Source organism: Pseudomonas sp. B7(2017), from assembly GCF_002112745.1.
Classification (GTDB): domain Bacteria; phylum Pseudomonadota; class Gammaproteobacteria; order Pseudomonadales; family Pseudomonadaceae; genus Aquipseudomonas; species Aquipseudomonas ekonensis.
Genome location: NZ_NEIP01000017.1, coordinates 30,492 through 53,944, shown reverse-complemented (window position 1 = coordinate 53,944; position 23,453 = coordinate 30,492). Strand labels below are relative to the sequence as shown.

Sequence of the window (23,453 nt, the reverse complement as noted above, 5' to 3'; positions counted from 1 at the left end):
GCCGCTTGAAAACGGTCAGACAAGGAGTGAATGACACTAGTGGACTTGCCGGCGCGGGGCACATGCGTGCCTGCCGTCACAGCAAGGGGCGCAATTGTAGAGAAGGGGCTGCGCAGGCGCAAGGCAATTGGTGATTATTTGAACAACCCCTGCCCGGCGGCGCAATCACCGGCGACTCCCACAGGGCTGTGGGGCGAATGCAGAATCCGCGGTCACCGAAAAACCTGTGGGAGCGGGCTTGCCCGCGAAAGCGGTCTGTCAGCGACGTGTTTGTCGACTGAACCAACGCATTCGCGGGCAAGCCCGCTCCCACATTTATGGCCGGGTGGCTTAAGGCTTCTTGCCGGCCGCCTTGGCCCGGCGCTGGCGCTGGGCCTCGAACAGGCACACGCCGGTGGCCACGGACACGTTGAGGCTGCTGACGCTGCCGGCCATCGGCAGGTTCACCAGATAGTCGCAGTGCTCGCGGGTCAGGCGACGCATGCCCTTGCCTTCGGCGCCCATGATCAGGATGGTCGGGCCGGTCAGGTCCTGGTCATACAGGCTGGTTTCAGCCTCGCCCGCCGTGCCGACGATCCACAGGCCGCGCTGCTGGAGCTTCTCCAGGGTGCGCGCCAGGTTAGTCACGGCCACCAGCGGAATCACTTCCGCCGCACCGCAGGCGACCTTGCGCACGACAGGGGTCAGGGTCGCGGACTTGTCCTTGGGCACGATCACCGCCAGCGCGCCGGCGGCATCCGCCGAACGCAGGCAGGCGCCGAGGTTGTGCGGATCGGTCACGCCGTCGAGCACCAGCAACAGCGGCGCGCCTTCGGTGCGGTCGAGCAGCTCGTCGAGCATCGCCTCGCCCCAGACCTGGCTCGGGCTGACTTCCGCCACCACGCCTTGGTGAACGCCCTCGACCCAGGCGTCCATTTCGCGGCGTTCGGCCTGGCCGACCGGAACGCGGCTCTCGTTGGCCAGCTCGATCAGCGGCTGCACCCGCGGATCATTGCGGCTTTCGGCCAGCCAGATCTGCTTGACGCGCTTGGGATGGTGACGCAGCAGGGCTTCCACCGCGTGCACACCGTAGATTTTTTCCAGCTGACTCATGACTTGGCCTTGGGTTTACGCGCCCCGCCGCTTTTGGCCGGAGCGGAGCCCGACTTCGGCGGACCCTTGCGGTGTTTGCTTGGCTTGCTGCCCGGTGCCGACCGTCCGGCCTTGCCCCCGGCTGGCGCCTTGCCGCCGCTCTTGGCTTCGGCCAGCAGCGCTTTCTTCATTTCGCGGCTTTTGCGCACTTCGGCGTTCTTGGCCACCGCATCGCTCGGACGGTAGGCATCGGAAGCCTTTTCCTTGGCCGGACGGCGGCTGGCGGTTTTCGCCGGGGCCGGAGCCGGTTCGGCGGCGGCCTTGGCGGCCGGCGCTGCGGTTTCGGTGCTGCGTTTCTTGCGGCCGACCGGTGCGTTGACGGTTTTCTCCGCCATTTCGAAATCGATCTTGCGCTCGTCGAGGTCGACGCGCATGACCCGCACTTCCACGGTGTCGCCCAGGCGGAAGCTGCGACCGGTGCGCTCACCGGCCAGGCGGTGGTGCACAGGATCGAAGTGGTAGTAGTCGCCCGGCAGCGCGGTGACGTGCACCAGGCCTTCGACGTAGATGTCGGTCAGTTCGACGAACAGGCCGAAACCGGTCACGGCGGTGATCACCCCCGGGAACGATTCGCCCACGCGATCCTTCATGAACTCGCACTTGAGCCAGTTCACCACGTCGCGGGTGGCCTCGTCGGCACGGCGCTCGCTCATCGAGCACTGCTCGCCGAGCTGCTCCAGCGCCGCCTCGTCGTACGGATAGATGCGTGCCTTCGGGATGCTCATCGCACCGGCGCGGCGTACGTGCGGGGTGTTCTGCTTCGAATGGATCACGCTGCGGATGGCCCGGTGCGTGAGCAGGTCCGGGTAGCGGCGGATCGGCGACGTGAAGTGGGTGTAGGCTTCGTAGTTCAGGCCGAAGTGGCCGTCGTTCTCGGCGCTGTACACCGCCTGGCTCAGGGAGCGCAGCATCACGGTCTGGATCAGGTGGAAATCCGGACGGTCCTTGATTCCCGCCAACAGGGCCTGGTAGTCCTTCGGCGTCGGGCCTTCCTTGCCTTTGTGCAGGGACAGGCCGAGCTCGCCGAGGAACGCGCGCAGCTTTTCCAGACGCTCCGGCGGCGGGCCGTCGTGGACGCGGTACAGTGCAGGGATCTCATGTTTCTGCAGGAATTCGGCGGTGGCCACGTTGGCCGCCAGCATGCATTCCTCGATCAGCTTGTGCGCGTCGTTGCGGGTGGTCGGACGGATTTCGGCAATCTTGCGCTCGGAACCGAAGATGATCCGGGTTTCCTGGGTCTCGAAATCGATCGCGCCGCGCACGTGACGGGCGGCCAGCAGCACCTTGTACAGCGCATAGAGCTGCTTGAGGTGCGGCACGATGTCGGTGTATTCGCCGCGCAGCTTGCGGCCTTCGGCGGCTTTCGGCGTTTCGAGCATCGCGCTGACCTTGTTGTAGGTCAGGCGCGCATGGGAGTGGATCACCGCCTCATAGAAGCAGTAGTCGGTCATTTCGCCGGACTTGGAGATGGTCATCTCGCAGACCATGGCCAGCCGGTCGACATGCGGGTTCAGCGAGCACAGGCCGTTGGACAGCTCTTCCGGCAGCATCGGAATCACGCGCTCGGGGAAGTACACCGAGTTGCCGCGCACCTGGGCCTCGGCGTCCAGCGCCGAGCCGATCTTCACGTAGCTGGAAACGTCGGCGATCGCCACGTACAGCTTCCAGCCGCCGGAGAACAGGCGCAGCTTGCCGGGCTTGGCTTCGCAGTAGACCGCGTCGTCGAAGTCCCGGGCGTCTTCGCCGTCGATGGTGACGAACGGCAGATGGCGCAGGTCGATGCGCTTCTCTTTGTCCTTCTCTTCGACTTCAGGCTTGAGCTTGCGGGCTTCCTTGACCACGGCCTCGGGCCAGACATGCGGAATGTCGTAGGTGCGCAGGGCGACATCGATCTCCATGCCCGGCGCCATGTAGTTGCCGACGACTTCGATCACATCGCCCTGGGGCTGGAAGCGCGGGGTCGGCCAGTGGGTGATCTTCACCTCGACGAACTGACCGATCTGGGCATTGGCGTTGCGGCCCGGCGTCACCAGCACTTCCTGCTGGATCTTCGGGTTGTCGGCCACGACGAAACCGATGCCGCCTTCTTCGAAGTAACGGCCGACGATGCTTTCGTGGGCGCGGGAGACCACTTCGACGATCACGCCTTCACGGCGGCCGCGACGGTCGACGCCGGACACCCGTGCCAGCGCACGGTCGCCGTCGAACACCAGGCGCATCTGCGCCGGGCTCATGAACAGGTCTTCGGAGCCGTCGTCCGGCACCAGGAAGCCGAAACCGTCGCGGTGACCGCTGATGCGGCCCAGGATCAGGTCGAGCTTGTCCACCGGCGCATAGGTGCCGCGGCGGGTGTAGATCAGCTGGGCGTCGCGCTCCATCGCACGCAGGCGGCGGCGCAGGGCTTCGATCTGGTCTTCGGTGGTCAGACCGAACTCTTCGACCAGCTCTTCGCGGGCAGCGGGCGAACCCCGGTCAGCAAGGTGCTGCAGGATCAGTTCGCGGCTGGGAATGGGGTTTTCGTATTTTTCCGCTTCACGAGCGGCCTCGGGATCGAGGGACTGCCAATCGGCCATTAGAGAGTTTTCACCTTGTCTATATGCGGGCTAGTTTGGCATAGGCGCCATGAAACGGGAAATTTCACGCTATATATGGCCCATCTGAAGCCTTGTATCGACGCCGCCCAAGCGTTTTGAACGCCGCCGGTAAAAAAAACCATTTTTTTGCGCGCCAGGGGTTTACAGTTAAAAAGACGCTCCGTATAGTGCGCGCCATCGACAACGCAGACACGTTGACGAAGCTGCCCAGGTGGTGAAATTGGTAGACACGCCAGCTTCAGGTGCTGGTGACCTTACGGTCGTGGAAGTTCGAGTCTTCTCCTGGGCACCAATTTCGAGTCTCGTGACTCACACAAAAAACCCGCGAAAGCGGGTTTTTTGCATTCTGCCCTCCCGATTCGCAAAAGAAGATTTATTAAAATCAAATCAGGGGTTTACAGATCAAAATGCGCTCCGTATAGTGCGCGACATCAACAGCGACATCGCTGATTGAGAAGCCCAGGTGGTGAAATTGGTAGACACGCCAGCTTCAGGTGCTGGTGACCTTACGGTCGTGGAAGTTCGAGTCTTCTCCTGGGCACCAATTCAGATAAAACCCGCGAAAGCGGGTTTTTTCGTTTCCGGCGTTTGAAAATTCCTGTGGCGAGGGCGCTAGGCTCCCGCTGGCGGACAACCCCCGCCTCGGTTTAGCCACAACGCCGAATGGCGACGGCTTCGCAGCCGAGCGGGAGCAAGCCCCTCACACCGGAATCTGCCCCCTCCTCCGCGCATAGCAAACCCTCGCTCCAACCTCAAGGCGCATTTGAGAACCAAACTCGTTTATCATTGTTGCAAGTTTTTGCAATGCGACAGTGAGGAACCCTGCGAATGATGCTTCGAAATACCCTGCGCCGCGGCTTGACCTTCACCCTGCTCGGCCTGGCGCTCGCCACTCCCCTCACCCAGGCTGCCGACCCAGTCGCCCTGACGCTCTATAACGGCCAACACAAGGAAGTCGGCGACGCGGTCGCCAAGGCTTTCGAAGCCAAGACCGGCATTCACGTCAACGTGCGCAAAGGCAGCAGCAACCAGCTCGCCAGCCAGGTCATCGAAGAAGGCGACCGCTCCCCCGCCGACGTGATCTACACCGAAGAGTCCCCGCCCCTGAACAACCTCGGCGAACTGGGCCTGCTGGCCAAGGCCGACGACACCACCCTGGCGGTGCTGCCCAAAGAATACGTGGCCGGCAACGGCACCTGGATCGGCGTCACCGCGCGGGTGCGTGTCGTGGCGTTCAACCCCAAGCTGATCGATGAGAAAGACCTGCCCAAGTCAGTGCTGGACTTCGCCGATCCGCAGTGGCAAGGCAAGGTCGGCTTCGTCCCGACCAGCGGCGCCTTCCAGGAACAGGCCGTGGCGATCATCAAAAAGCACGGCCGCGACGCCGCCGAAGAATGGCTGACCGGCCTGCGCGCCTTCGGCAAGACCTACAGCAACAATATGGTCGCCCTCAAGGCGGTGGAAAACGGCGAAGTGGCCACCGTGCTGGTGAACAACTACTACTGGTTCGCCCTGCAGCGCGAGAAAGGCAAACTGGATTCGAAACTGCACTACTTCACCGGCGGCGACGTCGGCGGGCTGATCACCGTATCCAGCGCCGCGGTCCTCAAATCCAGCAAGCACCCCAAGGAAGCCCAGCAACTGCTCGCCTACATGGCCAGCGAAGAAGGCCAGCGCGTGATTACCCAGACCACTGCCGAATACCCGCTGCACAAAGGCATGGAATCGGACCGCGGGCTCAAGCCGTTCAGCGAGCTGGAAGCGCCGGACGTGACCCCGGCCGACCTCGGCAACGCCGAAGAGGCGCTGGACCTGGAACGTGAAGTCGGCCTGAACTGATGGCCGCCCCGCTCTCCGCCACCGCCCGCGGCGGTTACTTGCCGCGGCGCAAACGGCCGTCGGTCTGGCTGTTGCTGCCGGTTTTGCTGCTGGTGGTGCTGAGCCTGCTGCCGCTGGCCTACGTCGGCCTAAAGGCCTGGCAGGCCGGCTGGGCCCAGGCGCTGCACTTGTTGTGGCGCCCCTACGTGTTCGGCCTGCTGCGCAATACCCTGGCGCTGATGGTCGGCGTGACGCTGGCCTGCGGCGTGATCGGCCTGTCGCTGGCCTGGCTGCTGGAACGCAGCAACCTGTCGGGGCGGCGCCTGTGGGGCGTGATCCTGTGCCTGCCGTTCGCGGTGCCGGCGTTCGTCAGCAGCTTCACCTGGGTGTCCCTCAGCGCGCAGTTCGAAGGCCTGGGCGGGGCGATCCTGGTGATGAGCCTGTCCAAGTATCCGCTGATCTTCCTGCCGGTCGCGGCGACACTGCGCAACCTCGACCCGTCCCTGGAAGAGTCGGCCCGCACGCTGGGACAGAGCCGCTGGGGTGTGTTCTTTCGCGTCACCCTGCCGCTGCTCTGGCCGTCGCTGCTCTCGGGTTCACTGTTGATCGCGCTGCACATGCTGGTGGAGTTCGGCGCGCTGTCGATCATCGGCCTGCAAACCTTCACCACCGCGATCTATCAGCAGTTCGAACTGGAATTCAGCAACGCCAACGCGGCCATGCTGTCGGCGGTGCTGCTTGCCCTGTGCCTGACCCTGCTTTGGCTGGAACTGCGCATGCGCGGCAAGGGCCGCCACGTACGCACCGGCCAGGGCGCCGCGCGCCGGGCCGAACAGGTGCGCCTCGGCGCCTGGGCGATCGCCGGCCAGTCGTACTGCCTGTTGCTGGCGGTCGTGGGCAGCGGCATTCCTCTCGGCATGCTGGGCTACTGGCTCGCCGTGGGGTCTTCGGCCGCGTTCCCGGTCGCCGCCATCAGCGAAGCGCTGCTGTCGTCGCTGGCGCTGTCACTGGGCGGCGCAGCGTTGTGCCTGGTGCTGGCGGTGCCGGTCGGGTTGCTGGTGGTGCGCCACAAGGGCCGCCTGGCGATCTGGGCCGAGCGCCTGCCGTACCTGCTGCATGCGCTGCCGGGACTGGTGATCGCGCTCACGCTGGTGTATTTCGCCCTGCATTACGTGCCTGCGCTGTACCAGACTTCGGCGCTGCTGCTGATCGCCTATGCCTTGCTGTTCCTGCCGCTGGCCCAAGCGCCGATCCGCACCGCGCTGAACAAGGCCGCGCCGCAGCTGGAAGAAGCGGCGCGCACGCTGGGCGCGTCGTCCTTCACTGCGTTTTGCCGGGTGACCCTGCCGATCATCTTCCCGGCGCTGGGCGCAGCGTTCGCGCTGGTCTTCCTGGATGCGATGAAGGAACTGACCGCGACGCTGCTGCTCAGTCCGACCGGACTCAACACCTTGGCCACCGAAGTGTGGGCCCATACGGCGAACGTGGAGTTTGCGGCGGCGGCGCCTTATGCGGCGCTGCTGATCGTGGTGTCGGGATTGCCGGTCTATCTGCTGACCACCCGGATGTACCTGAGCCGCTGAGACCGCCCCCACAGGATCTGTGTTGCACACGTATCCCTGTGGGAGCCAGCCTGCTGGCGATGGCGTCAGCCCAGACACCGCAGGGCAAGGGCAGAATGCTGCCCCCACATGGATTGGCGCCGGGCGCACAGCCTGCGGGAGCGGGCTTGCCCGCGAAAGGGCCCGCCCAGACAACCGCTAGGCCCGGAACTGCCCCAGACTCGCCTTGAGCTGCGCCGCCAACCCGTCCAGCACCTTGCCGCTGGCCGTGGTCTCCTGAACCGCCTGAGCCGCTTTCTCGGCCTGGGCATGGATCGTCTCGACCCGCCCGCGCACCGCCTGCGCGCCCTGCGCCTGATGCGCCGCCGCCTGGGTGGCCAGACCGATGGCCGCATGCACCTGCTCGACCGACGCCTGCACCGACTGCTGCAGCCGCGCGCTGTCGCGCAACACCAGCAAGCCTTCGCTGGCCTGGCGTCCGGCCTGGCCGATGGCGTCCACCGCCTCGCGCGCGCCCTGCTGCAAGGCCACGATGTGCGCCTGGATGTCGCCGGTGGAGCTTTGGGTCTTGCTCGCCAGCGCCCGCACTTCGTCCGCCACCACCGCGAACCCGCGTCCGGTCTCGCCGGCCCGCGCCGCCTCGATGGCCGCGTTGAGCGCCAGCAGATTGGTCTGCTCGGCGATGCCGTGGATCACGGTCAGCACCACTTCGATCTGCTCGCTCTGCTGGGCCAGCCGCTCGATGACCTTCGCCCCGGTGTCGACCTGCCCCGCCAACGCTTCGATCAGGCTGCCGACCTTGGCCGAGGTGCGGGTGTTCTCGTCGGTGGCCTGACGGATGTCGACCACCTGCTGCAGCGCCGCCTGCATCGCCTGGCTTTCCGACTGCGCCTCGTCGGCCATCTGCGACAGCGCCCGCAGGCTTTCGGCGACCTCATCGCGCTGCATGCCGGCCGCCGCGTCGGCCCCGGCATTGCGCAGGGTCATCGCGCCGATTTCCACGCCCGTGCGCTGGGCCACATCCCCCGCTTCGCGCACGATCGGCTGCAACTTATCCACAAAGCGGTTGACCGCCGAGGCCATGTCGCCGATCTCGTCCTTGCTGTTGATCTGCACACGCTTGGTCAGGTCGCCCTCGCCTGCCGCCAGGTCGTCCATCGCCGTATTGAGCATCTTCAGGCGGTTGACCACCCGGTGTCCCAGCACCACCGCCAGCAACAGCAGCACACCGCAACCGACCAACGCCAGGCCCATACCGATGCGCCAGCGCAGCGTCGCGGCGGCGTCCTGCACGGTGCTGGCGGTGTTGGCCTTCATTTCCGCGGCCGTGGTCTGCGCCGATTGCAGGCGCGCGCGCATGGCCGCGGCGCTGTCGGCGGCGGCGCCCTTGAGGCTGTCGCCGACCAACTGGTCGCTGCTGGCGATCAGAGCCGAGAAGCGCTGGTCGAGGGCGGCCAGGTCGGCATCCACCGACGCCGTCGAGACACCCATCAGCACCTTGCCGATCTCCACACCGTTGGGGTTGATCGAGGCTTCGAGGTAAAAGACCGACGGATCGCGCTTGGCCGCATCCAGCAGCTTGTCCAGCGCCCGCTCGCCCTGGCCTTTCTCCAGCAATGCCTTGTTGATCGGGTTTTCGCGGTTGAGGTAACGGGTCAGGTGCTGGCCGGTGGCGTCGTCGTAGACCACGAACAGCACGTTGGGATTGCGCTGGGCCCGGCGGGCGAACTCGGACAGGGTCGGCACGTCGCTGTCCCACATGGCGCGGGGCGCGACCGAGGCCAGCAACTGGGCCATGTCGTTGGCCGAGTCCTTCAGGTCCTTTTCCAGGGTCGCACGCAGCTGGGCCTGTTCGTCCTTCAGGCGCGAGGACAGGCCGGCGGTGAGCCGCTGACGGGTATTGGTCGAGAGCGTATCGAGACTGGAGGTGACTTCGCGCCCGGCCTGCTCCAGCTCGCCGGAGAGTTTCTGGCTGTCGGCGCCCAGGCGTGTGCCGAGGTCGGCCTCCAGCGCCGTGACGGTGCTCCGTGTCAGGGCAACGGCCACCAGCACTTGCACCAAAAGGGCGATACCGAGGGTAACGAACACAGGCCGCAGCAAACGGCTTTGTAACAGTGAGAGAACAGCCGACACTTTGAATCCCTCTACTTTGACGCCATTAAATTGATGGCACTTCTTGTGGGGATATTTGCAGCAAAGGTCATGCCGTCCAACAGGCATAAACGACAAAGGCCCCGATCAAGGGGCCTTTGTGTTTTTACATCAATGACTTATCAAGCGAACGGATGGCGCAGAACGATGGTTTCGTTGCGGTCCGGACCCGTCGAAATAATGTCGATCGGCGCGCCGACCAGCTCTTCGATGCGCTTGATGTAGTTGCGCGCAGCCTGCGGCAGCTCTTCCAGGGTCTTGGCGCCCAGGGTCGATTCGCTCCAGCCCGGCATCTGCTCGTACACCGGCTCCAGGCCGATGTAGCTGTCGGCGTCGGTCGGCGCGTCGATCACTGCACCGTCCTGGTTCTTGTAGCCGACGCAGATGTTGATGGTTTCCAGGCCGTCCAGCACGTCCAGCTTGGTCAGGCACAGGCCCGAGATGCTGTTGACGTCGATGGCGCGACGCAGGATCACGGCATCGAACCAGCCGCAGCGGCGGGCACGGCCGGTGGTGGCGCCGAACTCATGGCCGCGCTTGGCCAGGAACGCGCCGACGTCGTCGAACAGTTCAGTCGGGAACGGGCCCGAACCGACGCGGGTGGTGTACGCCTTGGTGATGCCCAGGATGTAGTCCAGGAACATCGGGCCGACGCCGGAACCGGTGGCGATGCCGCCGGCGGTGGTGTTGGAGCTGGTGACGTACGGGTAGGTGCCGTGGTCGATGTCCAGCAGCGAACCCTGGGCGCCTTCGAACATGATGTCCTTGCCGTCGCGGCGCAGGCTGTGCAGCTCGGCGGTGACGTCGAGCATCATCGGCTTGAGCAGCTCGGCGTACTCCATGCACTCGTCCAGGGTCTTCTGGAAGTCGATGGCCGGCTCTTTGTAGTAATTGACCAGCACGAAGTTGTGGTAGTCCAGCAGCTCGCCCAGCTTGGCGGCGAAACGCTCGCGGTGGAACAGGTCACCGATGCGCAGGCCGCGGCGCGCGACCTTGTCTTCGTAGGCCGGGCCGATGCCGCGGCCGGTGGTGCCGATCTTCAGCTCGCCGCGGGCCTTTTCACGGGCCTGGTCCAGCGCCACGTGGTAGGACAGGATCAGCGGGCAGGAAGGGCTGATGCGCAGGCGCTCGCGCACCGGCACGCCTTTTTCTTCCAGCTTGTTGATTTCCCGCAGCAGGGCGTCGGGTGCAACCACCACGCCGTTGCCGATCAGGCACTGCACGCCTTCGCGCAGCACGCCCGACGGAATCAGGTGCAAGACGGTTTTCTCGCCGTCGATCACCAGGGTGTGGCCAGCGTTGTGGCCACCTTGGTAGCGCACTACGGCGGCAGCATGTTCGGTCAGCAGATCAACGATCTTGCCTTTGCCCTCATCACCCCACTGGGTGCCCAGGACTACGACATTCTTACCCATAACACTTGTCCTCATTCGCGCAAACTTGGTGCCGGCACCTGCCGGCAGGAAAACTCAAGAAGCCAGTGGCGATACTTGCCAAAGCCCGTTCTGCTGGATCAATTGACGGTCGCAGTCCGCTTCACGGGCGGCGGCCAAAGGTTGCCCAGGCAAGGCCTGGACGACACGCTGACCCTCACTGCGCAACTGGCAGACCTGCTGCCAGAGTGCCGCATCCGTACTGTCAGGCATCCAGATACCGCCGGACGGTAGCTCGATCTCAGCACGCCCCAGGGTCACCAGGGTTTTCAAATCGGTGGAGAAGCCGGTGGCCGGACGGGCGCGGCCGAAGTCGGCGCCGATGTCGTCGTAGCGGCCGCCCTGGGCGATGGACTGGCCCACGCCCGGCACGAACGCCGCGAACACCACACCGGTGTGGTAGTGGTAGCCGCGCAGCTCGCCTAGGTCGAAATACAGCGGCAGCTGCGGGAAGCGCGCCGCCAGGCGCTCGGCGATCGCCAGCAGATCCTCCAGCGCCGCCAGCACCGGCGCCGGCGCGTTGGCCAGGCGCTCGCGGGCGGCGGTCAGCACTTCACGGCCGCCGCACAGGTCCACCAGCGCGCGCAGCATGCCCGCCAGCTCCGCCGGCAGGCCTTCGGTCAAGGCTGTGACCTCGTCGATGGCCTTGCGTTGCAACGCGTCGAACAGCTGTTGCTCGACCTCGCCGGACAGTCCGGCAGCACGGGCCAGGCCGCGGTAGATGCCGACATGCCCCAGATCCATGTGCACGTCCGGCACATCGGCCAGCTGCAGCATGGCCAGCAGCAGGCTGATGACTTCGACGTCGCTGCTCGGGCTGGCGTCGCCATAGAGCTCGGCGCCCAACTGGATCGGGCTGCGCGAGGACGACAGCGCACGCGGCTGGGCGTGCAGCACGCTGCCGGCGTAGCAGAGGCGGTTTGGGCCTTCGCGGCGCAGGGTGTGCGCGTCGATGCGCGCCACCTGCGGGGTGATGTCGGCACGGAAGCCCATCTGCCGGCCCGACTGCGGGTCGATGACCTTGAAGGTACGCAGATCCAGGTCCTGGCCCGCGCCGGTCAGCAAGGATTCCAGGTACTCGATATGGGGAGTCACGACGAACTCGTAACCCCAGCTCTGGAACAGATCCAACACCTGACGACGCGCCACTTCAATGCGCGCCGCTTCCGGTGGCAGCACTTCTTCGATGCCATCTGGCAGCAGCCAGCGGTCTACCGTTGCCATTACGCCATTCCCCTTTGATCCGGGCGGCCAGCCCGAGGGCGAGCCTTGAGTGAAGCAGAAAATGACTGGCCTGCGCAAAAGACACGCGCATGGGCGACGAAGCGAAAAGCCCTGTCACCGGCTTCGCCAATCACTTTCCTCGAAAAACCGTCGGGCCCTCGGGCCCGCGCCCTGCACCAAAAACAGCAATCAAACGTGCAGACGCAAAAAAGCCGGGAATTTCCCGGCTGCCGCATCATACACACGTTTTCCAAAAGGATCACCCCGCCCGAGGTTTTAGCCGCCGGGCGGAATGACGCAGGTCAACGTCGAATCAAGGCTTGGCTTTCTCCAGGTACTTGAAGAAGTCGCTGCTCGGGTCGAGCACCATGACGTCGGACTTGTTCGCGAAGCTTTCACGGTAGGCGCGCAAGCTACGGTAGAACGCGTAGAAATCCTGGTCCTGGCCGTAGGCCTTGGAGTAGATCGCAGCGGCCTGGGCGTCGCCGTCACCGCGAACCTCTTCGGACTCGCGATAGGCTTCGGCCAGCAGCACGCGGCGTTGGCGATCGGCGTCGGCACGGATGCCTTCGGCCAGCTCGTTACCCTTGGCGCGGTGCTCACGGGCTTCACGCTCGCGCTCGGTGCTCATCCGCTCGAACACGCTGCGGTTGACTTCCTTCGGCAGGTCGATGGCCTTGACCCGGACGTCGACCACTTCGATGCCCAGTTCCTTCTCCGCCATCTTGTTCAGCGACGCGGTGATGTCGGCCATCAGCGCATCGCGCTCGCCCGACACCACTTCGTGCAGGGTGCGCTTGCCGAACTGGTCACGCAGGCCCGACTCCAGACGACGGGACAGACGCTCGTCGGCGATCTGCTTGAGGCCGGAGGTCGCGGTGTAGAAACGCTCGGCGTCCTTCACCCGCCATTTGGCGTAGGCATCGACCATGACGGCTTTCTTTTCCAGGGTCAGGAAGCGCTGCGTCGGTGCGTCCAGCGTCATCAGGCGGGCGTCGAACTTGCGCACCTGGTTGACGTACGGCACCTTCACATGCAGGCCCGGCTGGACATCGGCCTGGACCACGCGACCGAATTGCAGCAACACCGCACGCTCGGTCTGAGCCACGATGTAGAAGCAGTTCCAGGCAGCGATCGCCACGACCACGCCGACGATAAGGGCGATCAGCGATTTATTGCTCATCAGCGACTCTCCCGGGTACGTGCCTGCTGTTGCTGCAGATCCGCTGCGGCACGCACATTGGCTTCATTGCTGGTGGCTGCCGCACCGCCGCTCACCGGAGCGCTGGTGTTGCGGCCACTTTCGACCATCTTGTCCAGCGGCAGGTAAAGCAGGTTGCTCTGGCCGTTCTTGTTGCCGGTCACGAGCACCTTGCTGGTGCTGCTGAAGACTTCCTGCATGGTGTCCAGGTACAGGCGCTGACGGGTGACCTCAGGTGCCTTGCGGTACTCGGCGACCAGCTTGGTGAAGCGGTCGGCCTCACCCTTGGCGCGGGAGATCGTCTCGTCGCGGTAGCCGTTGGCGTCCTCGATGATGCGCTGGGCCTGGCCACGGGCTTCCGGCACCACGCCGTTGGCGTAGGTCTCGGCCTGGTTGCGGGAACGCTGCTCGTCTTCACGGGCACGGATCACGTCGTCGAAGGCTTCCTGGACTTCGCGCGGCGCCGCGGCGCTCTGCACGTTGACCTGGGTGACGGTGATGCCGGTGCGGTAGGTGTCGAGGAAGCGTTGCAGGCGCTCCTTGATCTCGCTGGCCATCAGCTCACGGCCTTCGGTCAGCACCTGGTCCATGGCGGTGGAACCCACCACGTGGCGCAGGGCGCTGTCGGTCGCATGCTGCAGGCTGATTTCCGGCTGGTCGACGTTCAGCACGAAGTCCTGCAGGTTGCTGATCTTGTACTGCACGGTCAGCGGCACTTCGACGATGTTCTCGTCTTCGGTCAGCATCTGACCCTGCTTGGTATACGCACGCTCACGCGTGACGTTTTCCATGTACTTCTTGTCGATCGGCGGGAAATAGATGTTCAGGCCCGGGCCGACGGTCTCGTAGTACTTGCCGAAGCGCAGCACCACGGCCTGCTCCTGCTCGTCCACCACGTACACCGCGCTGTACAGCCACACGGCCGCCAGCACGACCAGACCGATGCCGAGCAGGCCGCCGAAGCCGCCGCCCTTGCCCGATCCGCCCCCGTCGTCACCCCGTTTCTTGCCACCACCGAACAACCCGTTAAGGCTTTCCTGCAGCTTGCGGAAGGCCTCGTCGAGATCCGGCGGGCCCTTGCGGTCGCCATTGTTGCGACGCTTGCCACCCCAAGGATCCTGATTGTTCGAGTTGCCACCCGGCTCATTCCAAGCCATAGCGCTCTCCATCTGATAAAGCAAAGACGCGCCCACGGCGCGCCGCCCCATGCTACAGAATGCCTGTCACCGCGGCACAACCGCTTTTTCAGGCTTTTATTGCAAAGTGTGTTGCTCGATGAAGTCCACCGGCTGCAATCCTTCGCGGCTCACCAGCCGGTTCAGCTCGATCCGCGGCAACCGGACGGCCAGCAGGCTGGCGCCTTCGTCGTCGTGTTCTTCTTTCTGCACTGCGCCCAGTTCGAAGAACTGCGCGCGCAACCTGGCGAAACGTTGCGGCAAGCGCAGCGTGCCGACGAACAGGTCATCGCCGAGCAGCTCGGCCACCGCCTGCTTGAGCAGGTCCAGGCCGGAGCCGTCCCGCGCCGACAGCCAGACCCGCTGCGGCCGGCCATCGGCGTCGCGCTGGATCTGCGGCTCAACGCCCTCGAGCAAATCGAGTTTGTTGTATACCTCCAGGATCGGCAAGTCTTGCGCCCCGATCTCGTCGAGCACCACCATCACCTGCTCGATCTGCTCCATCCGGTCCGGCTCGTGGGCGTCGATCACGTGCAGCAGCAGGTCGGAGTTGCTCGACTCTTCGAGCGTAGCCCGAAACGCCTCGACCAGTTTGTGCGGCAGGTGACGGATGAAGCCCACGGTGTCGGCCAGCACGATCGGCCCGAGGTCTTCCAGATCCAGACGGCGCAGGGTCGGGTCGAGGGTGGCGAACAGTTGGTCTGCCGCATACACCTCGGACTCGGTCACCGCGTTGAACAGCGTCGATTTGCCGGCGTTGGTGTAGCCCACCAGCGACACCGTCGGGATGTCCGCGCGCTTGCGTCCGCGCCGCGACTGCTCGCGCTGGCTGCGCACTTTCTCCAGCCGGGACTTGATCTGCCGCAGACGAACCCGCAGCAGGCGCCGGTCGGTCTCGAGCTGGGTCTCGCCCGGGCCGCGCAGGCCGATGCCGCCCTTTTGCCGCTCAAGGTGGGTCCAGCCGCGCACCAGCCGCGTGCTCATGTACTCAAGCTGGGCCAGTTCAACCTGGAGCTTGCCTTCATGGGTGCGGGCGCGTTGGGCGAAAATATCGAGAATCAGACCCGTGCGGTCGATCACGCGGCACTCGAACTCGCGCTCGAGGTTGCGTTCCTGACTGGGTGAGAGGGTGTGATTGAAAATCACCAGGTCGACCTGTTCGGCCTTGACCAGGTCGCGCAACTCCTCGACCTTGCCACTGCCAATCAGGGTCTTGGCGGTTGGCCGATGACGCGGCACGCTGAAAAACGCGACGGTCTCGGCGCCAGCCGAAAGTGCCAACTCCTGAAACTCCTGCGGATCTTCGCGCGCCTCAGGGTCCTGACCATCCAAGTGAACGAGAATGGTTCGTTCACCACCACCGTGGCGCTCAAAGAACAAAGGAGACTCCTATCAGGCGTTACCAGGCTCTGCGTCACCTGCATCGGATTCGGTTGCGCTTGGCAGACGAATTGGACGGACCGGCACGACGGTAGAGATAGCGTGTTTGTAGACCATCTGGCTGACGGTGTTCTTCAGCAGGATGACGAACTGGTCGAACGACTCGATCGTACCTTGCAGCTTGATGCCGTTGACCAGGTAGATGGAAACCCCAACTTTCTCTTTACGTAAAGTATTCAGGTAAGGGTCTTGTAGCGAATGCCCTTTTGACATGTGCCGCACTCCTTTAAGGATTCAATAATAAAAAAATAGGTAAACGGGTGGCTTTTGCCGCCACACCCCCAAGGATAGACGGCAATTGCAGGGACTCAGCTCAATATGGAGATCGTCCCAAGGTATTTCAAGGCGCGTGGCAGATTGTCGCAATCCAGACTGTCGAGCCAATGCAAACCATCCCAGCTGCGCAGCCAGGTGAACTGGCGTTTGGCCAATTGGCGCGTGGCGATGATGCCCCGCTCCTGCATTTCGGCCGACGTCAGCTTGCCGTCCAGATAATCCCAGACCTGGCGGTAACCCACCGCACGTATAGACGGCAACCCGGCATGCAGGTCACTTCTATTGCGCAGGGCTACGACCTCGTCGATGAATCCCTGTTCCAGCATATTTGTGAATCTTTGTTTAATGCGCTCGTGCAGTACCTGGCGATTTGCCGGAGCGATCGCCAGATTCGCGACAGTATAGGGCAATTGTTGCCGCCCCGATGCGGCTGCGTCGGCACTTTGCGCAGATTGTTGCTGGCGCAGCGCGGTCATGCTCTGACCGCTGACCCGGTAGACCTCCAGCGCACGACTCAGGCGCTGCGGATCGTTCGGGTGAATCCGCGCCGCCGACACCGGGTCGATGGCCGCCAACTGCTCGTGCAGGGCCTGCCAGCCAAGGCGCGCCGCCTCTTCTTCGATCTGCGCACGCACTTCGGGATCGGCCGCCGGCATGTCGGCCAGGCCCTCGACCAGCGCCTTGTAGTAGAGCATGGTGCCGCCCACCAGCAGCGGGATCTTGCCCCGGGCGGTGATGTCGGCCATGGCGATCAGCGCATCACGGCGGAAATCCGCAGCCGAGTACGCCTCGGCCGGATCGAGGATGTCGATCAGGCGGTGGGGAAACTCGGCCAACAGTTCCTTGGACGGCTTGGCGGTGCCGATGTCCATGCCGCGGTAGACCAGCGCCGAGTCGACGCTGATCAGCTCGCACGGCAGCACCTTGGTCAGCTCGATGGCCAGGTCGGTCTTGCCCGCAGCGGTCGGGCCCATCAGGAATATCGCTGGAGGAAGCTGGCTCATCAACGACCGCGCAAAAACAGTTTGTCCAGGTCGTCCAGGCCCAATTGGGTCCAGGTCGGCCGGCCATGGTTGCATTGACCGCTGCGCTCGGTGTTTTCCATGTCGCGCAGCAGGCCGTTCATTTCCGGCAGGGCCAGGCGCCGGTTGGCGCGGACCGCGCCGTGGCAGGCCATGGTGCCCAGCAGTTCGTTCAGGTGCGCCTGGATCCGGTCGCTGGTGCCGTACTCCATCAGGTCGGCCAGCACGTCGCCGACCAGCCGGTTGGCCTCGGCCTGTTTGAGCAGCGCCGGAATCTGCCGGATCGCCAGGGTTTCCGGGCCCAGGCGCTGCAGTTCGAAGCCCAGGCGCTGGAACCACGCCGCGTGCTCTTCGGCGCAGTCGGCCTCGCGCTGGCTCACCGCCAGCGACTCCGGCACCAGCAGCGGCTGGCCGCTCAGGCCTTCACTGGCCATGGCGATCTTCAGGCGCTCGTACATGATTCGCTCATGGGCGGCGTGCATGTCCACCAGCACCAGTCCCTGGGCGTTCTCGGACAGGATGTAGATGCCCTTGAGCTGCGCCAGCGCGTAGCCCAGCGGCGGGATGTCGCCCTGACCGCTCGGCAGCGCATTGCCGCCGGCCGGGGTTGCGGTTTCCGGCAGCGGCGCGAAGAACTCGCGGTAGGCGGCCTGGGCTTCGGCGGCCGGCACGGCGGACTGCGGACGCGGCGTGTACTGGTACTGGTAGCCCGCCCCGCTGCCGCCGCCGGCCGGCGCGTTGAACGACGGCTGCGCCTGGGGTTGCTCCAGCAGGGTGTTGGCCGCCAGGCGCATCTCGCCCTGGGGGCCGAACTCGCCGGCTTCGAGGCCGGTCGGGCGGACGAATCCGCTGGAGGCGACCGGCGCCGCCACCTGATCCTCCGGACGCACATCGCCCAGCGCCCGGTGCAGGGTGCCGTAGAGGAAGTCGTGCACCATGCGCCCGTCGCGGAAGCGCACTTCGTGCTTGGTCGGGTGCACGTTGACGTCCACCGCCGCCGGATCGACCTCGAAGAACAGCGCGAAGGTCGGATGACGGCCATTGAACAGCACGTCGCGGTAGGCCTGGCGCACCGCGTGGGCCACCAGCTTGTCGCGCACCGCGCGGCCGTTCACGAAGAAATACTGCAGATCCGCCTGGCTGCGGTTGAACGTCGGCAGGCCGACCCAACCCCACAGGCGCAGGCCGTTGCGCTCGATCTCGATCGGCAGCGCCTGCTCCAGGAAGCCCGAACCGCAGATCGCCGCCACACGCCGGGCGCGGGCCGCGTCGTCGCGGGCCTCATGCAGGCTGAGGATGGTCTTGCCGTTGTGACGCAAATGGAAAGCCACGTCGAAGCGCGCCAGCGCCAGACGCTTGATCACTTCTTGCAGGTGATCGAATTCGGTCTTTTCGGTCTTGAGGAACTTGCGCCGCGCCGGTGTATTGAAGAACAGGTCGCGCACCTCCACCGAGGTGCCCACCGGATGCGCCGCCGGCTGCACCCGGGGCGCCATGTCGCGGCCTTCGGTCTCCACCTGCCAGGCCTGGTCGGCGTCGCGGGTGCGCGAGGTCAGGGTCAGGCGCGCCACGGAGCTGATCGACGCCAGCGCCTCGCCCCGGAAGCCCAGGCTCATCACCTGTTCGAGGTCTTCGAGGTTGCGGATCTTGCTGGTGGCGTGCCGGGCCAGCGCCAGCGGCAGGTCATCGGCGGAAATGCCGCTGCCGTCGTCGCGCACCCGCAGCAGCTTGACGCCGCCCTGCTCGACGTCGACATCGATGCGCCGGGCGCCGGAGTCCAGGCTGTTTTCCAACAGTTCCTTGATCACCGACGCCGGGCGCTCGACCACCTCGCCGGCGGCGATCTGGTTCGCCAGCCGGGGGCTGAGCAGTTCAATGCGGGCCGAACTCAACACTTGGTTCATTCCTTGGACGCCAGTTCAGTGCCGGGAATGGTCAGGTGCTGACCGACCTTGAGCTCATCGCTGCTCAGGTTGTTGGCGCTGCGCAGCGTGGCCGGCGACACCTGATAGCGCACGGCGATCATCGCCAGGGTTTCGCCCGGGCTCACCCGGTGGTCGCGCGGCCCCTGGGCGATCTTGCCCGAGTCACGCAGCCAGGCGATGTAGGTGCCCGGCGGCGGGTTCTGCTGGAAGAACTGACGCACGCCGCTGCTGATCGACCGCGCCAGCGCCTGCTGGTGGCTCGATGCCGCCAGCTTGGAGGCCTCGTTGGCGTTGGAGATGAAGCCGGTCTCGACCAGGATCGACGGGATGTCCGGCGACTTCAGCACCATGAACCCGGCCTGTTCCACCCGTTGCTTGTGCAGCGGCGTGACCCGGCCGATGTTGCTCAGCACCTTCTGGCCGACGTTGAGACTGGAGGTCAGCGAGGCGGTCATCGACAGGTCGAGCAGCACGCCGGCGAGCATTCGGTCCTTGTCGTCGAGGCTGACGTTGCCGGCACCGCCGATCAGGTCGGAACGGTTTTCGCTGTCGGCCAGCCAACGGGCGGTCTCCGAGGTGGCGCCACGGTCGGACAGGGCGAACACCGACGCGCCGAACGCGGCGGCCGAAGGTGCGGCGTCGGCGTGGATCGAGACGAACAGGTCGGCGCCCTTCTTGCGGGCGATCTCGGTGCGGCCGCGCAGCGGGATGAAGTAGTCGCCGGTGCGGGTCAGCTCGGCGCGAAAGCCCTTCATGCCGTTGACCTGACGCTGCAGCTCGCGGGCGATCTGCAGCACCACGTCTTTTTCACGCTGGCCGCGCGAGCCCGAGGCGCCGGGGTCTTCACCGCCGTGGCCGGCGTCGATCACCACGATGATGTCGCGTTTGCCGGCCGGGGCCGGCGGCAGCTTGATCGCCGGTTCCGCCGGGGTCACCGGCACGGCCGGCACGGTGGCCACCGACGGCGTCGGCGCAGGCGGCGGCGCGGCGTCGGCCGGGTTGTCGAACAGGTCGACCACCAGACGGTTGCCGTACTGCGCATTCGGCGCCAGGGAGAAGCTTTTCGGGGTGACGGCCTTCTTCAGGTCGATGACCACCCGCAGGTCGGTCGGCGTACGCTGGGCCGAGCGCATGGCGGTGATCGGCGTGTTGGCGGTCTGTACGTTCAGCGGCGCACCGAGGGTGGCGCCGTTGATGTCGATCACCAGCCGGTCCGGCGCGGTCAGGGTGAACACGCTGTGCTGCACCGGGCCGCTCAGGTCGAACACCAGACGCGTGTTGTCCGGCGCCCGCCACAGGCGCACGCTGTTGACCTTTGTGTCGGCCACAGCGCTGACGGTCACTGCCATCAACATCAGCCCAGCGGCAGCCACCAACGCGCGAAAGCGCATACCTAACCCCATCATTTATTTGGATTCCAACGCCAAAGCGGCACACCAGGCCTCGCCGCGCGAGCCCTGGGACAAAATGGTCAGCGAACGCCCGCTGTCTTGCGGGCTAATGGTAATGGTCAGGTCAGGCTTTGGCAAAAAGCCTGCACCTTTGTCGGGCCACTCGATCAGGCACAGGGCATCGTCTTCGAAGTAGTCGCGGATGCCGAGGAATTCCAGCTCCTCCGGGTCGACCAGCCGGTACAGGTCGAAGTGGAAGGCGCGGATGTCGCCGATCTCGTAGGGCTCGACCAGCGTGAAGGTCGGACTCTTCACCGCGCCCTGGTGGCCCAGGCCCCGGATCAGCCCGCGGGACAGGGTGGTCTTGCCCATGCCCAGGTCACCCACCAGGAAAATCAGGCCATGCCCCCCGGTGATGCGGGCGATCCGTGCGCCAAAGTCGGTCATGGCCTGTTCATCGGCCAGGTACAGGGTTACTTCAGACACGGTGCATGCTCCTCCAACAGCTGACGAATGGCTGGAATCAGATCACTGGCCGCCAGCCCACGGCCGAATTCACCTTGTTGCAGACCCGCATTGGCATGCAGCCAGACCGCCAGGCAGGCGGCCTGGAAACTGTCCATGCCTTGGGCCATCAGTGCGCCGAGCAACCCGGCCAGCACATCGCCGAGGCCGGCGGTCGCCATCGCGGGGTGGCCCTGATGGCACACGGCCAACCTGCCGTCGGGATGGGCGATCAAGCTGCCGGCGCCCTTGAGCACCACTACCGCTGTATATTTCTGGCTCAACGCCAGGGCCGCCGCCGGCCGGTCGGCCTGCACTTGCGCGGTGCCGATCCCGAGCAAACGGGCCGCCTCCCCCGGATGCGGCGTGATCACGCAATCCTTCGGCAAGCTCACCCGGCCTGCGGCCAGTTGGTTCAGCGCGTCGGCGTCCCACACCTGGGGCAACGGCGCATTGGCCGCCGCCGACAGCAGGCTGCGCCCCCAACCGGCCTGACCCAGCCCCGGCCCGACCACCAGCACCGAAGCCTTCTCCAGAAGCCCCATCAACTGATTGGCCGACGATACGCCCAGGGCCATGGCTTCCGGCACCCGGGCCAGCGCCGCCGGCACATGCTCTGCCCGGGTCGCCAGCGACACCATCCCCGCACCGCTGCGCAGCGCGCTTTCGGTGCTGAGCACGATCGCCCCGCCGAAGCCGTGGTCGCCGCCGATCAGCAGCACATGACCGAACCGGCCCTTGTGCGCCGTCGCTGCGCGAGGGGCCGGCCGCGGCAGGTTAGCGACGTCGAGACGACGGGCGGCAACGGGAATGTCACTGAAGGTTTCGGCCGGCGCCTGCAGATCGTTGAACGCCAGTTCACCGACATGGTCGGCGGCATCGCCGGTGAACAGCCCCAACTTGAGGCCGATGAACGTCACAGTGAGGTCGGCACGCACCGCCACGCCCAGCACCCGCCCGGTGTCGGCGCACAATCCGGACGGCACATCCACCGCCGCCACCGACAGGCCGCTGGCGTTGATCCCGTGGATGGCCGAGGCATACGGCTCGCGCACCTCGCCGCTCAGGCCGGTGCCGAGCAGCGCATCGAGGATCACGCCGCGCAGTTCGCTCTGCGCATTCCAGCCCTGCACGGCCACCCCTTCGGCCAGGGCCTGCCCATGGGCCTGCGCCGCATCCCCCTGCAAACGCTGCGGATCGCCGACAGCCAGCACCCGCACATGCCAGCCGGCACGGTGCGCCAGCGCCGCCACCAGATAACCGTCGCCGGCGTTGTTGCCGTGGCCGGCCAGCACCGTCAGTTCGTTGGCCGCCGGCCAGCGGCGCACCAGCGCGCGCCAGGTCGCCCGGGCGGCGCGGTGCATCAGTTCCAGGCCCGGCGTGCCGGCAGCGATCAGCCGCGCGTCGATGTCCCGCACCTGGGCGGCGCGGTACAGCGCGTCGGGTAAATGATCTTTCGTGTGCGGCATGCGTCTTCGGGCTCCGATGTCTGGCAGAATTATACGCACCTCAGTTCCGGTTTCTCTCGCCTCATGTCCGCCATCACCACAGACCTCCCCGCCCTGGCCCAATCCATCAAGGACTGGGGCCGCGAGCTGGGCTTTCAGCAAGTCGGCATCAGCGGTCTGGACCTGGCCGAGCACGAGGGGCACCTGCAGCGCTGGCTCGAGGCCGGCTACCACGGCGAAATGGACTACATGGGCGCCCACGGCAGCAAGCGCTCGCACCCCGAAGAGCTGGTGCCGGGCACGCTGCGCGTGGTCTCGCTGCGCATGGACTACCTGCCGGGCGACACGCACATGGCGCAGCTGCTCGCCCAACCGGAAAAGGCCTACATCTCCCGCTACGCCCTGGGCCGCGACTACCACAAGCTGATCCGCAAGCGCGTGCAGCAACTGGCGGACCGGATCCAGGCGCAGATCGGCCCGTTCGGCTTCCGCGCCTTCGTCGACAGCGCCCCGGTGCTGGAGAAGGCCATCGCCGAACAGGCCGGCCTGGGATGGATCGGCAAGAACACCCTGGTCCTGAACCGCAAGGCCGGCAGCTATTTCTTCCTCAGCGAACTGTTCGTCGACCTGCCGCTGCCGGTCGACCCGCCCCACGCCACCGAACACTGCGGCCGGTGCAGCGCTTGCCTGGACATCTGCCCGACCAACGCCTTCGTCGGCCCCTATGTGCTGGACGCCCGGCGCTGCATTTCCTACCTCACCATCGAGCTGAAGAACGCCATCCCCGAAGACCTGCGGCCGCTGATCGGCAACCGGGTGTTCGGCTGCGACGATTGCCAGATCGTCTGCCCGTGGAACCGCTTCGCCCGCGCGACCGGGGAAAGCGACTTCAAGCCCCGGCACAACCTGGACAACGCCGAACTGGCCGAACTGTTCCTTTGGGACGAAGACACGTTCCTCAGCAGCACCGAAGGCTCACCGCTGCGCCGCGCCGGCTACGAGCGCTGGCTGCGCAACCTGGCGGTGGGGCTGGGCAACGCCCCGTCGAGCATTCCGGTGCTGCAAGCGCTGAAGGCACGCCGCGACCATCCGTCGGAACTGGTGCGCGAACATGTCGAGTGGGCCCTCAGACAGCATGCCGCACGCAGCGCATGAAAT

Annotated in this window: 17 protein-coding genes and 2 tRNA genes; 5 read left to right on the top strand and 14 right to left on the bottom strand. The window is 65.5% G+C overall.

The genetic code is table 11. The annotated features are described in order from the left end of the window. Positions 1 to 330 precede the first annotated feature (330 nt). Both rlmB and rnr read right to left on the bottom strand, forming a co-directional pair. Positions 331 to 1,092: a 23S rRNA (guanosine(2251)-2'-O)-methyltransferase RlmB gene (rlmB, locus tag CAG29_RS23690; RefSeq protein WP_085582875.1), complete on the bottom strand. Its 762-nt coding sequence runs from the start codon at positions 1,090 to 1,092 to the stop codon at positions 331 to 333. Next, on the bottom strand, positions 1,089 to 3,704 hold the full coding sequence (gene rnr / locus CAG29_RS23685; protein ID WP_085695225.1) for a ribonuclease R: 2,616 nt from the start codon (positions 3,702 to 3,704) through the stop codon (positions 1,089 to 1,091). Before rnr ends, rlmB begins: the two co-directional genes overlap by 4 nt. Positions 3,705 to 3,930: 226 nt before the next feature. Between rnr and CAG29_RS23680 the strand changes: the two genes are divergently transcribed. From CAG29_RS23680 to CAG29_RS23665, 4 genes are all read left to right on the top strand, one after another. After that, positions 3,931 to 4,017 (top strand) — tRNA-Leu (locus tag CAG29_RS23680). 165 nt (positions 4,018 to 4,182) lie between these two features. Then, positions 4,183 to 4,269: transfer RNA gene (locus CAG29_RS23675), tRNA-Leu, on the top strand. A 284-nt stretch (positions 4,270 to 4,553) separates the two neighbouring features. Beyond that, positions 4,554 to 5,564, top strand: a complete 1,011-nt coding sequence (locus tag CAG29_RS23670) for an extracellular solute-binding protein (protein ID WP_085582879.1) — start codon at positions 4,554 to 4,556, stop codon at positions 5,562 to 5,564. Next, positions 5,564 to 7,126, top strand: coding sequence for an iron ABC transporter permease (locus CAG29_RS23665; RefSeq protein WP_085695224.1), 1,563 nt, complete (start codon positions 5,564 to 5,566; stop codon positions 7,124 to 7,126). Before CAG29_RS23670 ends, CAG29_RS23665 begins: the two co-directional genes overlap by 1 nt. Positions 7,127 to 7,303: 177 nt before the next feature. Here the strand turns inward: CAG29_RS23665 and CAG29_RS23660 are convergent, their stop codons facing one another. From CAG29_RS23660 to CAG29_RS23605, 12 genes are all read right to left on the bottom strand, one after another. Further along, positions 7,304 to 9,238: a methyl-accepting chemotaxis protein gene (locus tag CAG29_RS23660; RefSeq protein WP_085582883.1), complete on the bottom strand. Its 1,935-nt coding sequence runs from the start codon at positions 9,236 to 9,238 to the stop codon at positions 7,304 to 7,306. Between the two features lie 140 nt (positions 9,239 to 9,378). Continuing rightward, entirely contained in the window at positions 9,379 to 10,671 is a 1,293-nt protein-coding gene (locus tag CAG29_RS23655; protein ID WP_085582885.1) for an adenylosuccinate synthase, read from the bottom strand. A 54-nt stretch (positions 10,672 to 10,725) separates the two neighbouring features. Then, the gene (locus CAG29_RS23650; RefSeq protein WP_085582887.1) at positions 10,726 to 11,913 is read right to left on the bottom strand and encodes an ATP phosphoribosyltransferase regulatory subunit; all 1,188 of its coding nucleotides are present in this window, start codon (positions 11,911 to 11,913) and stop codon (positions 10,726 to 10,728) included. A 313-nt stretch (positions 11,914 to 12,226) separates the two neighbouring features. After that, the gene (hflC, locus tag CAG29_RS23645; RefSeq protein ID WP_085582889.1) at positions 12,227 to 13,096 is read right to left on the bottom strand and encodes a protease modulator HflC; all 870 of its coding nucleotides are present in this window, start codon (positions 13,094 to 13,096) and stop codon (positions 12,227 to 12,229) included. Then, positions 13,096 to 14,271, bottom strand: coding sequence for an FtsH protease activity modulator HflK (gene hflK, locus CAG29_RS23640; protein WP_085582891.1), 1,176 nt, complete (start codon positions 14,269 to 14,271; stop codon positions 13,096 to 13,098). The genes hflC and hflK overlap by 1 nt, the downstream gene beginning before the upstream one ends. A 96-nt stretch (positions 14,272 to 14,367) precedes the next feature. Continuing rightward, a complete protein-coding gene (gene hflX / locus CAG29_RS23635) occupies positions 14,368 to 15,669 on the bottom strand; it encodes a ribosome rescue GTPase HflX (protein ID WP_085582893.1) in 1,302 nt (433 codons plus the stop codon). Positions 15,670 to 15,681: 12 nt separating this feature from the next. Continuing rightward, the gene (gene hfq / locus CAG29_RS23630; protein WP_003221112.1) at positions 15,682 to 15,942 is read right to left on the bottom strand and encodes an RNA chaperone Hfq; all 261 of its coding nucleotides are present in this window, start codon (positions 15,940 to 15,942) and stop codon (positions 15,682 to 15,684) included. 95 nt (positions 15,943 to 16,037) lie between these two features. Continuing rightward, positions 16,038 to 17,009: a tRNA (adenosine(37)-N6)-dimethylallyltransferase MiaA gene (gene miaA / locus CAG29_RS23625; RefSeq protein ID WP_085582894.1), complete on the bottom strand. Its 972-nt coding sequence runs from the start codon at positions 17,007 to 17,009 to the stop codon at positions 16,038 to 16,040. Then, a complete protein-coding gene (mutL, locus tag CAG29_RS23620; protein ID WP_085630956.1) occupies positions 17,009 to 18,931 on the bottom strand; it encodes a DNA mismatch repair endonuclease MutL in 1,923 nt (640 codons plus the stop codon). Before mutL ends, miaA begins: the two co-directional genes overlap by 1 nt. Next, positions 18,928 to 20,307 (bottom strand): N-acetylmuramoyl-L-alanine amidase, encoded by a 1,380-nt coding sequence (locus tag CAG29_RS23615; protein ID WP_371856111.1) that lies wholly within the window; start codon positions 20,305 to 20,307, stop codon positions 18,928 to 18,930. Before CAG29_RS23615 ends, mutL begins: the two co-directional genes overlap by 4 nt. A 51-nt stretch (positions 20,308 to 20,358) precedes the next feature. Further along, on the bottom strand, positions 20,359 to 20,829 hold the full coding sequence (tsaE, locus tag CAG29_RS23610) for a tRNA (adenosine(37)-N6)-threonylcarbamoyltransferase complex ATPase subunit type 1 TsaE (protein WP_085582900.1): 471 nt from the start codon (positions 20,827 to 20,829) through the stop codon (positions 20,359 to 20,361). Then, entirely contained in the window at positions 20,817 to 22,316 is a 1,500-nt protein-coding gene (locus CAG29_RS23605; RefSeq protein WP_085695223.1) for an NAD(P)H-hydrate dehydratase, read from the bottom strand. Before CAG29_RS23605 ends, tsaE begins: the two co-directional genes overlap by 13 nt. Before the next feature lie 63 nt (positions 22,317 to 22,379). Between CAG29_RS23605 and queG the strand changes: the two genes are divergently transcribed. Further along, the gene (gene queG / locus CAG29_RS23600; RefSeq protein WP_085656591.1) at positions 22,380 to 23,450 is read left to right on the top strand and encodes a tRNA epoxyqueuosine(34) reductase QueG; all 1,071 of its coding nucleotides are present in this window, start codon (positions 22,380 to 22,382) and stop codon (positions 23,448 to 23,450) included. Positions 23,451 to 23,453: the final 3 nt, after the last annotated feature.